This window comes from Amycolatopsis sp. NPDC045836 (assembly GCF_056431745.1).
Genome location: NZ_JBWKKF010000004.1, coordinates 1 through 12,252 on the forward strand (window position 1 = coordinate 1; position 12,252 = coordinate 12,252).

Below are 12,252 nucleotides of genomic sequence, written 5' to 3' on the forward strand. Positions count from 1 at the left end.
GACGCCCTGATGGCCGGTGGGTGGCCGTTCTGGGTGATTCCCGCCGGCGTGCTGTGCTGGCTGATCGGCTCGGCGCTGGCCATCGCCGCCTTGCTTTCGTGGTACCGGACCAAAGCGGCTCCGCTCAGGGTAGTGGCGCGAGGGCAGTTCGGGGGGCTCGGACAGCCGGCGGAATAGCCAACGGAATAGTCACTGACCAGCGCTGATGACGAGTGCCGCTCGAGGTGATCCCGATCGTCGAGTCGGTGCACGGGTTGGCGGTGTCTGGTGGCGACGCGGTTCTTCTCGCGCGAGCGAGATCGGTGAGCTGGAGTCCTGGCCGTCCGAAGTCGGCCGAGACGAGCTGGTCCAGTACTTCCAGCTGGCTGTGGAGGACGTCGAGTGGGTGCACCGCACGACTCGCGGGGCGCCGAACAAGCTGGGACTGGGGTTGCTCAGCGATGAGCTGGTGGGGCGCGTTCGGCAAGAAGCCGGGTCCGCCGATCCATGACGGCCTGGTCCAGCGCGACTTCACCACCACCGCGCCGAACCCCTTGTGGCTGGCCGATGTCACCGAACACCGCACCACCGAAGGCACGTTGTACCTGTGTGCGCGGTCGTGCCTGCCGATCACGAACCAAGATCAAAAGCAGACCGACCACACTCGCTTTGCGGACAGACCCTAGCGAGCGCATCGTCCGACCCGGCCGAGGAAGAATTGCCCGCCCTGGTTGAGGAAGCCGCAGAGCCCCACAGGCTGGACACCGTCGTCGCCGTCAACAACGACCAGGTCGAGAGCAACCCGGTCGAGGAGATCCGAGCGGCTCAAGAGCGCGCTGCCGAACGGCGCCGTGCAGACTTGTCCCGCGTGCTCACCACGCTGGTCGCCGCGGTCCTCGTGGCGGGACTTGGCGGCACGGCCAGCGGGATGTGGCGCACCGTCCTGCTGCTTACCGCGGGCTTGCTGCTGCTCGCCGGTGCCGTCCTTGGCCTGGTGCCCGGTGACGAGGCAGGTGCTGCTGTGACCTCGCACTCCCCCAACTGGGAAACCCGAGGCGTAGTCGGTGGCGTGTGAGGATCCGGCGGTGGCCCAACCCGACTTCACCTCCGACGAGCTCGCCGGTGCCCGACCTTCCAGTTCTTCGACAGCCCGGACCGCTGGCTGGTCCTGACCGGCGGGCGCGTGCTGTACCGGCGCCGTCCCGGAGATTTCGCTCCGGCTAGCCACCCCCGGGTTGGTGCCGCTGGACACCTTGGAGTCCTCTCCGTCCCGGACCGAGGTTACAGCTCAGGGGACACCAGCGGCGCCCTGAGCCACGCACGTAGTCGCCCGCCGAGGAGCCCGATCGCTGCCTTCTCAACGCGGCTGCTCGACAAGCCGCGCAGAAGCCGATCTGGAAGGCGGACACGCGGTCGAAGGCGTTGCCGTGCCCTTCACCGGTGGTGCTCCGGAAACCCGGCGACCGGCCGTCGGCGGCCCGGCGGAGGTACGCGCCGGTGTAGCAGTCGGCCTGCTGCTCCTTGACGATGGCCGGCGTCCCCTCGGTGACCCCGAGCCGGAACTGCACCGCGTGCCCGAGTTCGTGCGCCAGCACCGTCAGCACGGCGACCGGGCCGAAGGAGTCGCGGAGCTCCGGCAGCAGTTCCCCGCGGTCCCAGGCGACCACGTCCGGCACGCCACCGCAGTAGAAGGCATTGCTCAGCCCCTCGGTGCGGTGCCGCAGAGCTCGGCCCCCGGTGCGCCGGAATCGTCGGAGACCAGCCGGATGACCGGTACGTACTCCCGGCCGAAGCTCGCCGGGAGCTGCCCGGTCCCGTACCGCTCGACGTCGGCCACCGCGGCGGTCGCGAGCAGTCGAGGTCACCGCCGTCGCCGCCCTCGACCTTCAGGTCCGCCGGTGGCGCACCGGCTTTGGGCCCGCTCGGGCCGTCGGTGACCGCGACCGGGGCCTCCGGCCCCCCACCGGCACGGTGCACCCGGTGAGGAGCACGGCCAGCAGCGCGAGGGCGACCCCGGCGCGCGGCATGACTGTGACACGGGTCCCGTCCCGTGCCGGTTCGACCGGTTAGCTGTGATCTGGATCACTGGTAGCCGTGCCAGTGCAGCCCGCGCTACCGTGGTCGCGCCCGAGCCCCCCTGTCCGTGGAGCGAGCCGTGTCGACCGTTGTCCTGGTGCTGTCCATCCTGCTGGCCATGGTGTTCCTCGGCTCCGGCCTGGCGAAGCTCGCGAACGTGGACGCGATGAAAAAATCGGCCGAGCACCTCGGTTACTCGGCCACCCTGAGCCGGGTGATCGGCGCGCTCGAAGTCGCCGCGGCGGCCGGCCTGATCACCGGCCTGTTCTGGGCACCGATCGGCGTGGCCGCGGCGATCGGCCTGACCGTGCTGATGGCCGGCGCGGTGGTCTACCACGTGCGCGCCAAGGACCCGGTGCCGCAGGTGCTGCCCGCGGTCCTGCTCACCCTGGCCGCCGCGGCGACCGCCGTGCTGATGCTGACGGCCTGATCCGGCGCCCGCCCGGGTCAGGAATCCCGGAGCACCAGGGGCAGCTTGCGCACCCCGGTCATCGTCGGCGCCGGGATGAACTCCGGGGCCCGCTCCGGATCCAGGCGCAGCCCGGGGAACCGGTCGAGCAGCAGGTTCAGCGCCACCCGGCCCTCCAGCCTGGCCAGCGGCGCCCCGAGGCAGAAGTGCACCCCGCGGCCGAAGGCGATCTGCGAGTTCGGCTCGCGCGTCACGTCGAACACCGCCGGGTCGCGGAAGTGCGCCGGGTCGCGGTTGGCCGCGGCCAGCCACACCAGCACCATCTCCTCCTGGCCGATCGTGGTGCCCCCGACCGAAACCTCGCGGTTGGTGACCCGCCCGGTGGTGGCGAACGGGCTGAGGAACCGCAGCGACTCCTCGATCGCGCTCGGCACCAGTTCGCGGTCGGCCAGCACCTTCGCCAGCTGCTCGGGGTGCCGGTCCAGGCAGAGCACGGTGTTGCCGAGCAGCATGGTGGTGGTGATGTGCCCGGCCACGAGCAGCACGTTGGCGAAGTTGACCACCTCCCGATCGGTCAGCTTCATCCCGTCGACCTCGGCCTGGACCAGTTTGGTCAGCAGGTCCTCCCGCGGCTGCCTGCGGCGCTCGGCGGCGTGCTCACCGAGGTAGCCGGTCAGGTTCCGCAGCTGCTCCAGCGCGACCTCCACCGCCCGGTCCTGCTCTTCGCTCTGCTCCACCAGGGAGAACTGACCGGAGCGCTCCAGCATCTTGTCCACCCACTGCTTGAACAGGTGCCGGTCCTCGGCGGGCACGCCGAGCAGTTCGGCGATCACGATCACCGGCAGCGGATAGGCCAGTTCGCTGACCAGGTCGAGCCGGTCACCGGCCTGGTCGAGCAGTTCGCCGGTCAGCTCCGCGATCCGCGGCTCCAGATCGGCGATCACCTTCGGGGTGAACGCGTGGCTGACCAGTTTCCGCAGTTTCTGGTGCTGCGGCGGGTCCATCGAGACGATGCTGCCCTCGGTGAACTCCTCCCGGTCCGGCATCAGCCTGCCGGTTTCGGAGGAGAAGGTCGCCGGGTCGCTGAGCACCTGCACGGCTTCCCGGTAGCCGTAGACGTTCCACACCCCCCTCTTCGCGTCGTAGTCCACCGGTTGCGCGGGCACCTTCTCCCGCAACCAGAACTGCTCGGGGCTGATCCCCCACTCGTCCGCCAGCTGTGCCACAGCGGTCATCGCGATCCCCTTCCGTGCGCTTCCCCCGCCGGCCCGAGGTCGTTCAGGCCGGTCGCGGGTCGTTCGAATAGACCGACTTCCGGTAGGTCTCGGCCAGATCCCCGTACAGCGCCAGGAATTCGGCGGCGGCCGGTTCGACCCGGCCGGGTTCGGCCGGCTCGAACGCGGTCCGGATGGTGTGGCCCAGCAGCCGCGCCCTGGCCGCCGGGTCCAGCCGGGCCCCGGTCACCGGGTCCAGCGAGTCGTAGAGGTAGAACCCGGCCACCGTGGCCTGCAACGCGAACTGCCCGCCGGGCAGGTCGTCGCGCAGCAGGCCGTGCCGCACCATCAGCCGGTACCCGTGGTCGTTGGCGAGCAGTTTGTGGCTGCGCAGCGCGCTTTCCGCCAGCTTGCCGAGCAGTTCGGCGTCCTTGGTGATCAACGCGGTGACCAGCGGGCGGGCGGCGGTCAGCTCGAGCACGCGCGGGTAGAGCCGGTGCGGGGCGATGCCCGCCGGATCGGCGCGGAGCCACGCGAGCAGTTCGCCGATGAGCACGATCGACTCGCGGTCGAACAACGCCTCGATCAGCTCCTGCTTGGCGCGCCAGTGCAGGTAGACCGTGCCCTTGCCGACGCCCGCCCGGTCGGCGATGTCGCCGATGGTCAGCTTGCGGTAGCCGTGCCGGAGCAGCAGCGCACCCGCCGCGTCCAGGATGCGATCCGCACGTCCTCGCACGTCAACCCCCAGGTTTTGACCAAGAACACCGTTCTGGTCATTCGGTCATGCGGTCACGGTAGCCCTGGCGGCGGTGCTCCGGCAAGGGATTGACGGGGTGCTGTCGCACAATGGGAAGAACCGCACCCTGGAGGTCCCCGTGCACCCGCTGGTCCAGCTCCTGCCCGGTTCGGCGGTCGACGACCCGGATGTGCTCGCCGCCTACCGCCACGACCGGGCTTCCTTCTGCCCCAGCGGGGTGCCTGCCGTGCTGGTCCGCGCGCGGAGCACCGAGGAGGTGTCGGTGGCGTTGCGGTGGGCCGATCGGCACGGGGTTCCCGTGGTGCCGCAGGGCGCGCGGACCGGGTTGTCCGGGGCGGCGAACGCGCTCGACGGCTGTGTGCTGCTGTGCTTGGAGAAAATGGACGAAATCGTCGAGATCGACGTGGCCGAGCAGCTGGCCGTGGTCCGGCCCGGGGTGCTCAACGGCGCGCTCGCCGCGGCCGTCGCCGAGCGCGGCCTGCACTACCCGCCCGATCCCGGCTCGATGGAGATCTCCACGATCGGCGGCAACGTGGCCACCAACGCCGGTGGCATGTGCTGCGTGAAGTACGGCGTCACCGGGGATTTCGTGCGGGGCCTGGAAGTCGTGCTGGCCGGCGGGCGGGTGATGCGCACCGGCCGCCGCACCGCCAAGGGCGTCGCCGGGTACGACCTGACGAGCCTGTTCGTCGGTTCCGAGGGAACGCTGGGCGTGATCACCGAGATCACCCTCGCGCTGCGCCCGGCCGCGCGCCGCCCGCTCACCGCCGTCGCGTTCTTCCCGGCTCCGGCCGACGCCTGCCGCGCGGTGGCCGCCTACCTCGGTGCGGGACACCGGCCGTCGGTGCTGGAGTTCATGGACGCCGAGACCGTGCGGGCCGTGTCCGCCTTGGTGGACCTGGGTTTCCCGCCGGAGGTCGGCGGGGTGCTGATCGCGCAGTCGGACGCGGGGGACGCCGCCGCGGCGGAACTGGCGGCCTTCGAACGGGCGTCGCTCGACTGCAAGGCCGACGAGGTGCTGGTCGCCGACGACCCGGCGCAGGGCGAACTGCTGATGCGGGCTCGCCGCCTGGTCGGCCCGGCACACGAAGCTCTCGGCACCAGCCTGGTCGACGACGTGTGCGTGCCGCGCGGCAAGCTCGCCGAACTCGTCGAAGGGCTCGACGGGATCGCCGCCGCGCACGGGGTGCGGATCACCTGCGCCGGGCACGCGGGCGACGGGAACATGCACCCGTCGGTCATCTTCGACGACACCGACGAGCGCCAGGTCGCCGCCGCGCAGGCCGCCTTCGCCGCGGTGATGGACCTCGGGCTGCGCCTGGGCGGCACGATCACCGGTGAGCACGGGGTCGGGGTGCTCAAACGGGATTGGCTGGCACGCGAGCTGGACGAGGCGGCGCTGTGGGCGCACCGGCAGCTCAAGGCGAGCCTCGATCCACGCGGGATCCTCAATCCCGGCCGCGTTTTCGATTTTGCCGGTGATCACCGCTAGGGTCGCCGGCATGAGTCGTGTGGGTGTGATGATCCCGTGCCGCCTGCCCCCGGCGCGGCTGGTCGGCCTGGTGCGCCGGGCCGAGGAAGCCGGTCTCGACGAGGTGTGGGTGGTCGAGGACTGCTTCTACACCGGCGGCGTGGCCACCGCGGCCGCGGCGCTGGCCGCGACCGAGCGGATCACCGTCGGCATCGGCGTGCTGCCGACCGTGGCGCGCAATCCGGCCATCGCGGCGATGGAGCTGGCCACCCTCGCCGGGTTGCACCCCGGCCGGCTGATCGCCGGGTTCGGCCACGGGGTGCCGTCGTGGATGCGGCAGATCGGCGCGTACCCGCCGTCGCCGCTGGCCGCGTTGCGGGAGACGCTCACCGCGGTGCGCGGGCTGCTCCGCGGTGAGGAGATTTCCTTGGCGGGCAAGCACGTCCGGCTCGACGGGGTGCGGCTGGAGTTTCCGCCGGAGGTGGTGCCGCCGGTGCTGAGCGGGGTGCGCGGGCCGCGTTCGCTGGCGGTGTCCGGTGCCGCGGCCGACGGCACCATCCTGGCCGAGCCGTCGAGCCCGGAGTACGTGCGGGCGGCGCTGGCCAGCATCGCCGAAGGCGCGGGCGAGCCCGGTGCGCCGGACCGGCATTCGATCGTGGCGTACAACTGGTTCGCCATGGATTCCGATCCCGCGCGGGCGCGGGCCAGGGTGCGGCCGTGGGTGGTCGGCTGCCTGCGGGCGTCGACCGCGCCGCACATCCGGCCGCTGCCGTTCGCCGGGGACCTGCTGTCGCTGATCGAGCAGAAGGCCGACCTGGCCGCGGAACTGCCGCCGGAATGGGTGGACCGGCTCAGCGTTTCCGGGGACCTGACCCGGTGCGTGGAGCAGGTGCGCGCGCTGCACGGGGCCGGTGCGGAGTCGGTGGTGCTGATCCCGGTCGGCGACGAGGAGCAGGCGGTGGCCGCGGCGGGCGAGGTCGCGGCGGCGGCCCGGTCATGAGCGGCAGCGGCATGCCCGCCGACGAGGTGCTCGCGGCCAGGCAGAAGCTGGTGCTGGACCACTTCGAGGACGAGGTGGCGCAGGACTGGGACGCCACCCTGGCCACCTTCCCGCACCCGCACTACGAACTGATCGCCACGATGACCGTGCACGACGGCGACCAGGCCGTGCGCGACTACTACCGCGCCACCCGGGTCGCCTTCCCCGACCAGCGGCACGAGCTGATCGCGCTGCGGCACAGCGCGGACGCGGTGATCGTGGAGTTCTGGCTGCTGGGCACGCACCTCGGCCCGTTCGGCGGCCTGCCGGCCACCGGCTCGGCGTTCCGCGTGCGCATGACCGCCTACTTCCTGTTCGACGCCGAGGAAAACCTGATCAGCGAACGCATCTACTTCGATTCGCTGTCCATGCTGAAACAACTCATCGGCGGCATCGACAAGCGGAAGCCGAAGAACTGGCCGCTCCTCCTCCGCTTCGCCCGCGGCTTGCTGACCCTCACCAGCGCCCCACCGGACCCGCGCCTGACGGACACCGTCCCTCCGACCCTGCCCACCCTCTAACCCTTACGGCCCTTCCCCTCCGCGAGCTCGGGCTCGACACCCACGACGCTGGTTTTCGCACCCGCACCGCCGGATTCCACCCTTCCGGCAACTGCCACATCAACCCGCAACTGGGGCGCGAGGACAGCAACCCACCATTGAGTCGCGGTACCGGAACCCGCCACCAAGACACAGCAATAGCAAGCCACTACCAAATTCCGGCGACAGGAACCCTCCACCAAGACCCGGCGACAGCAAGCCACTACCAAATTCCGGCGACAGGGGGCCTCCACCAAGACCCGGCGGCAGCAAAACTCATCACCAAGACCCAGCGACAGCAAAACTCGCCACCAAGCCGCGCAACAGCAAAATTCATCACCAAGCCGCGGCGATAGCAAACCGATCCACCCACCCATTAAAGCGCAGCGACAGCAGATCCGCCCTTGGGGCCCGGCGACAGCAAACCCACCACCGAGGCGCGGCGACAGCGAGCCAACAAAGCGCGGCGACAGCGAGCCCGCCCCAATACTCCAGCCGTACTTCGTGATCCGGGCTGGCGGAAGACGGGCGCGGCCGCCAGTTGATACTGTCCCGGGCGGCGCGGAACGCCGCTTCAGGCTGCTCTGAAGGGGCTCGACAGCAAATCGCATCCCATGCGACCGTCCTATCGTGAAAACTGGGCACAGGAAAAGGGCGGCCATCGTCGCCGGACTGGTCAGCATCGCCGGCCTGCTCGGCTCGGGCAGCGCCTCAGCCGCGCCACAGCCCGATACCGCGACGGGCAAATACTGCGTGACCACACTCAAGAAGCTCAAGCCGGGCGAGACGGCATCCGAAGTTGTTTCTCGCGAGTGTGGTAACGACCCCGCCATTGCCACGAGCGCGGCGAGTGCCCAAAACGTTCTCGTCACACTGTATACAGACAATGACTACAAAGGCCACTGGGAGATCTACTACGGGCAGGACGGACCCTGTGACCAAAGCGGCTACGGCATCAACTCGGTCGGCTTCGCAATGGAAAACGTGACTTCGTCACTCATCACCCAGTCGTGGTGCAACGACGTGACGTTGTACAACTGGGTCGGGCGTGACCCGGGCGGTGGCATCTACCGGCTGAGGAGTCTTGGCACCCAGATCTCCGGCTGGGAAGCACTGCCGGGATTCAACGACGCGACCTCCTCGCTCCACCTCTCCCGGTACTGACCGGAGTTCCGGCCGGCGAAAGTTCGACCGCGGTCTTGAGTTGCAGGTCAGCGAGATCCACCCGGCAGTTGCGGGCCCGGGTTTCGTTCGGTGTGCTGGTCAAGCCCGGCGAAGCGTTTGCCGGTCCGGAACGACTCCTCGACTGTCCACCCGCGGCCCGCGACCCGGGCGTTCTCGATGCACCCCGCGGTGCCGGTGGTACCGAGGTGTTCGCGGCGACAGCAGTCCGCCACCGGGGGCGCGCAGCAGAAAACCCCGCCACCGCGCCCCCGCTCACACCGGACAAGCCGGCCGGTTCCCCGGCTCCGGATCCGGCCAGTACCCATACGCGGACCGGACCGGGCTCAGCAACGCGGCGGAGCAGCCTCGCGCGCGGACGGTGGCATCCGAGTAGCTCCGGCCCAGTTCCAGCCCGCCGATGTTCTCCAGTTGTGCCACCGGCTCGTCGAAGTAGACGTGCTCGCGGCCCTTCGGCTCCAAGCATCCCGAAGGCACAAAAGACCACACACCGTAGCTCTGCCCCGCCGGTGGAGCGCTGACCAGCGCGACCGAACCATCGACCGTCACATACCGGTAGCTCACCTTCGTCAGGTCCAGCTGCACCCGCTGCCCCGCGTCCACCACATCGGGACCGTCGCCGATCCGGGTGTAGTTCAGCGACGGCGTGCACTCCGGTGAAGCCGGCAACCGCACCCCGGTGCCGAAGGTGATCCGCCGCCAGCCCGTGCTGCCGTCCACGGTGACCTTGCGGACCGAGTGGAACGGCGCGTTGATCGCCCCCACCCAGTCCCGCCAACGATCGGTGTCGGTGCCGCAGCGCTCCGGCACCCCCGCCAGGCCACCCGGCCTGCTCGCCTTGGCCAGGTGACCGCGCAGCACCCAGCCGACCGGCGTGGCCATCGCGTGGGCCGCCTCCACCCGGATCCGGACCCACTCGCCGCAGTACGCGGTGAGCACCACCGGGTCCCGGTCGCGGGCGTTCGCCAGCACCAGCCTGCCCGGGTACTCGCGGACGGTGGCCCGGTCGCCGGAAATGGTGTCGGCGACCGCGGTCGCCCCGCCCGCCGCCGGCACGAGCGCCCCCGCCGCGACCAGCGCGGCGAGCACCACGATCAGCTTCCTCACTGCTCCTCCTTTCCTCGGTGCGCCGCAGCGAACCAGGGCGGCGGCGGCCCGCGGCGGGAAACTGCACGCCTGGCACAGCGCGCTGCACCGGCGGAACGAGCCCGCCACCTGGCGGGGCATTCCCGCCGCGTGGCTGGGCGGCCACCACCGAAGATGGCGGCAGGACCCCACCCGGAGGAGACCAGATGACCACCACCCCGCCGCCGTTCGACGTCGAACTGGCCGCCGCGCTGGAAGTGCTCAAGGAGCAGATGCCGGACCGGTTCGGCGAATTGGACATCGCCGCCCGGCGAGCCGAGTACGCCGAGCGCGAGCTGACCGACCTACTTCGACCGGCTGGTCGAGTCGCGGGCCGGGCTGGCGCCGATCGTGCGCGGCGCCGCCGTGCTCGCCGGGTGCGTGGCGCGGCTGTCCGTGCCGGAGCGCCGCGTGCGCATCCGCGTCGATCCGGACGGGGCGGCGGCTCGGCCCCGGAGGCGGCCTGGCCGCACGCCGGGCTCCGGTCCGGTGGCCAGCTTTGGCTGGAGCGCCCCGGCCCGGCCGGGCCGGTCGGGGCGATGGTGCTGGAACGGGCCGTCTCGGCCGTGCACGGCGTGCTGGACCGCACGGCCGAACGCGAGCCGCGTGAGGTGGTGCTGGACACCACCGCACCGGCGGGAACGCGGCTCCGCGCGGCCCGGCGGCTCGGTCTCGGCGAGACGGCCAGGGTGGTCGCGCTGGACGCCGGCCGGGTGCGCGTCGAATCGCCCGCGACGCCGATCCCCGAGGAGCAGCGGCAGGGCGTCGGCCCGGTGGTGCCGGTGCTGGAGCTGCCCTCGTCGTGGCAGGCGGCCCGGACCGCGCTCCGCTTCGCCGCCACCGAACCGGATCCGGGACCGCGGGTGGTGCACGCGGAGGAACTGGGCGGGCTGGCCGTGCTGGCCTCCGCCGTCGGGCCCGGCACCGGACCGTCGCCGGACGTGGTGGTGGCGCTCGACCGCGCCGGGGCGAGCGCGCCGTGGGTGCTGCCGACGCTGGCCGCCGTGGCCGCCAGTCCGAGCCTGCGCACCGCGGCCACCACGCTGGTGGTACACCATTCCACGTTGCAGGAACGGCTCGCGCACAGCGAGCACCTGCTCGGCCGGCCGGTCCGGGAACCACCGGGACGGCTGCGCCCGCACCTGGCGATCGCGCTTTGGCGCCTGCACCGCAACCCGGAGTGACCGTGACCGAACTGCTCACCGCCCACACCGCCGACCTCGGCAGCACCACGCTGACCAGCGTGCGTGAACTGCTCGACGAGGTCTTCGAGGGGGATTTCAGCGACGAGGACTGGGACCACTCGCTCGGCGGGGTGCACGTGCTGCTCACCGAGGGTGGCGAGCTGATCGGCCACGGCTCGATCGTGCGGCGGCAGCTCACCCACGGCGGCCGGGCGCTGCGCGCGGGCTACGTCGAAGGGGTCGCCGTCCGCGCCGACCGCCGGCGGCGCGGTCACGCGGGCCGGATCATGGCCGAACTGGAGCGCATCTCCCGCAACGCCTACGAACTGGGCGCGCTGAGCGCCAGCGACGAGGGTGCCGCCTTCTACGCCCGGCGCGGCTGGCTGCGCTGGCAGGGCCCGACCTCGGTCCTTTCGCCTTCGGGCGTGCTGCGCACCGAAGAAGACGACGACTCGGTCTTCGTCCTGCCCGGCAGCGCGCCGCTGGACCGCACCGGCGAGCTGAGCTGCGACTGGCGCGGCGGCGACGTCTGGTAGTCGTCCACTGTGGACTAATCCACCCCGTAGCGGCCGCGGGCCGTCGGCACAACCCACTTGCGTCGGCAAGTCACCAACCCAGCTGGAATTCCGGCATCTCTTGACCGTGCGTACCACCGGGCGTATGGTCTAGACCACATTGAGCGGAAGGCCCGCGAAGACTCCTCCCCACCAACGGATTTCCAGGAGCTGACATGACCGCCAAGAGGAAACTGCTCGCCGCCGTCCTGGGTGCCGCCGTCACCCCGATCGCGCTGGTGGCCATTCCGGCCGGCACGGCCAGCGCCCACGGTTACGTGAACTCCCCGGCCAGCCGCCAGGCGCAGTGCGCGAAGGGCGTGGTCCAGTGCGGTGCGATCAAGTACGAGCCGCAGAGCGTCGAGGGCCCCAAGGGGCTGCGCCAGTGCAACGGCGGCGTGCCGGCGTTCGCCGAGCTGAACGACAACAGCAAGCCGTGGGTGGCCGCCCCGGTCGGCCGGACGGTGAACTTCACCTGGACCTTCACCGCGCGGCACCGGACCTCGAACTACGAGTACTACGTCGGCGGGCAGAAGGTCGCCGACATCAGCGGTAACAACCAGCAGCCGCCCGCCACGGTCACCCACCAGGTGAACCTGCCCTCCAGCGGCCGCCAGACCGTGCTGGCCATCTGGAACGTCGCGGACACCCCGAACGCCTTCTACGCCTGCATCGACCTGCAGGTCAGCTGAGCGGCGGTGGACGAGGGGGTGACCGGGCTCC

General features: G+C 71.0%; 14 protein-coding genes and 1 pseudogene. 10 read left to right on the forward strand and 5 right to left on the reverse strand.

Going from position 1 to position 12,252, the window contains the following annotated elements:
• Nucleotides 1-470: 470 nt before the first annotated feature.
• A pseudogene (locus AC07EG_RS07370) lies at nucleotides 471-593 on the forward strand (IS3 family transposase); the annotation flags it as partial.
• Between the two features lie 104 nt (nucleotides 594-697).
• Nucleotides 698-1,054, forward strand: coding sequence for a hypothetical protein (locus AC07EG_RS07375; RefSeq protein ID WP_478252170.1), 357 nt, complete (start codon nucleotides 698-700; stop codon nucleotides 1,052-1,054).
• 145 nt (nucleotides 1,055-1,199) lie between these two features.
• Here AC07EG_RS07375 and AC07EG_RS07380 read toward each other — a convergent pair whose 3' ends face one another.
• Nucleotides 1,200-1,655, reverse strand: a complete 456-nt coding sequence (locus tag AC07EG_RS07380; RefSeq protein ID WP_478252171.1) for a hypothetical protein — start codon at nucleotides 1,653-1,655, stop codon at nucleotides 1,200-1,202.
• Between the two features lie 23 nt (nucleotides 1,656-1,678).
• Nucleotides 1,679-1,816: a hypothetical protein gene (locus AC07EG_RS07385; protein ID WP_478252172.1), complete on the reverse strand. Its 138-nt coding sequence runs from the start codon at nucleotides 1,814-1,816 to the stop codon at nucleotides 1,679-1,681.
• A 318-nt stretch (nucleotides 1,817-2,134) separates the two neighbouring features.
• On the opposite strand from AC07EG_RS07385, the gene AC07EG_RS07390 reads away from it, so the two are divergent.
• Entirely contained in the window at nucleotides 2,135-2,485 is a 351-nt protein-coding gene (locus AC07EG_RS07390; RefSeq protein ID WP_478252173.1) for a DoxX family protein, read from the forward strand.
• 17 nt (nucleotides 2,486-2,502) lie between these two features.
• Here the strand turns inward: AC07EG_RS07390 and AC07EG_RS07395 are convergent, their stop codons facing one another.
• Together AC07EG_RS07395 and AC07EG_RS07400 are read right to left on the reverse strand one after the other, a co-directional pair.
• Nucleotides 2,503-3,699, reverse strand: a complete 1,197-nt coding sequence (locus AC07EG_RS07395) for a cytochrome P450 (RefSeq protein ID WP_478252174.1) — start codon at nucleotides 3,697-3,699, stop codon at nucleotides 2,503-2,505.
• A 43-nt stretch (nucleotides 3,700-3,742) separates the two neighbouring features.
• Nucleotides 3,743-4,414 (reverse strand): TetR/AcrR family transcriptional regulator, encoded by a 672-nt coding sequence (locus AC07EG_RS07400; protein ID WP_478252175.1) that lies wholly within the window; start codon nucleotides 4,412-4,414, stop codon nucleotides 3,743-3,745.
• Nucleotides 4,415-4,553: 139 nt separating this feature from the next.
• Here AC07EG_RS07400 and AC07EG_RS07405 point away from each other — a divergent pair, with 139 nt between their 5' ends.
• The 4 genes from AC07EG_RS07405 (at nucleotide 4,554) to AC07EG_RS07420 (ending at nucleotide 8,648) form a co-directional block, all read left to right on the forward strand.
• Complete coding sequence (locus AC07EG_RS07405; protein WP_478252603.1) at nucleotides 4,554-5,927, forward strand: FAD-binding oxidoreductase; 1,374 nt, start codon at nucleotides 4,554-4,556, stop codon at nucleotides 5,925-5,927.
• Between the two features lie 10 nt (nucleotides 5,928-5,937).
• Nucleotides 5,938-6,906, forward strand: a complete 969-nt coding sequence (locus tag AC07EG_RS07410) for an LLM class flavin-dependent oxidoreductase (RefSeq protein ID WP_478252176.1) — start codon at nucleotides 5,938-5,940, stop codon at nucleotides 6,904-6,906.
• On the forward strand, nucleotides 6,903-7,466 hold the full coding sequence (locus AC07EG_RS07415; protein WP_478252177.1) for an ester cyclase: 564 nt from the start codon (nucleotides 6,903-6,905) through the stop codon (nucleotides 7,464-7,466). Before AC07EG_RS07410 ends, AC07EG_RS07415 begins: the two co-directional genes overlap by 4 nt.
• Before the next feature lie 648 nt (nucleotides 7,467-8,114).
• Nucleotides 8,115-8,648: a hypothetical protein gene (locus tag AC07EG_RS07420; RefSeq protein WP_478252178.1), complete on the forward strand. Its 534-nt coding sequence runs from the start codon at nucleotides 8,115-8,117 to the stop codon at nucleotides 8,646-8,648.
• Between the two features lie 273 nt (nucleotides 8,649-8,921).
• Here the strand turns inward: AC07EG_RS07420 and AC07EG_RS07425 are convergent, their stop codons facing one another.
• Nucleotides 8,922-9,773 (reverse strand): hypothetical protein, encoded by an 852-nt coding sequence (locus AC07EG_RS07425; RefSeq protein ID WP_478252179.1) that lies wholly within the window; start codon nucleotides 9,771-9,773, stop codon nucleotides 8,922-8,924.
• A 185-nt stretch (nucleotides 9,774-9,958) separates the two neighbouring features.
• Between AC07EG_RS07425 and AC07EG_RS07430 the strand changes: the two genes are divergently transcribed.
• From AC07EG_RS07430 to AC07EG_RS07440, 3 genes are all read left to right on the forward strand, one after another.
• A complete protein-coding gene (locus AC07EG_RS07430) occupies nucleotides 9,959-10,975 on the forward strand; it encodes a helix-turn-helix domain-containing protein (RefSeq protein ID WP_478252180.1) in 1,017 nt (338 codons plus the stop codon).
• Nucleotides 10,948-11,511 (forward strand): GNAT family N-acetyltransferase, encoded by a 564-nt coding sequence (locus AC07EG_RS07435; protein WP_478252181.1) that lies wholly within the window; start codon nucleotides 10,948-10,950, stop codon nucleotides 11,509-11,511. The genes AC07EG_RS07430 and AC07EG_RS07435 overlap by 28 nt, the downstream gene beginning before the upstream one ends.
• Nucleotides 11,512-11,705: 194 nt before the next feature.
• Nucleotides 11,706-12,221, forward strand: coding sequence for a lytic polysaccharide monooxygenase auxiliary activity family 9 protein (locus tag AC07EG_RS07440; RefSeq protein ID WP_478252182.1), 516 nt, complete (start codon nucleotides 11,706-11,708; stop codon nucleotides 12,219-12,221).
• Nucleotides 12,222-12,252 lie beyond the last annotated feature (31 nt).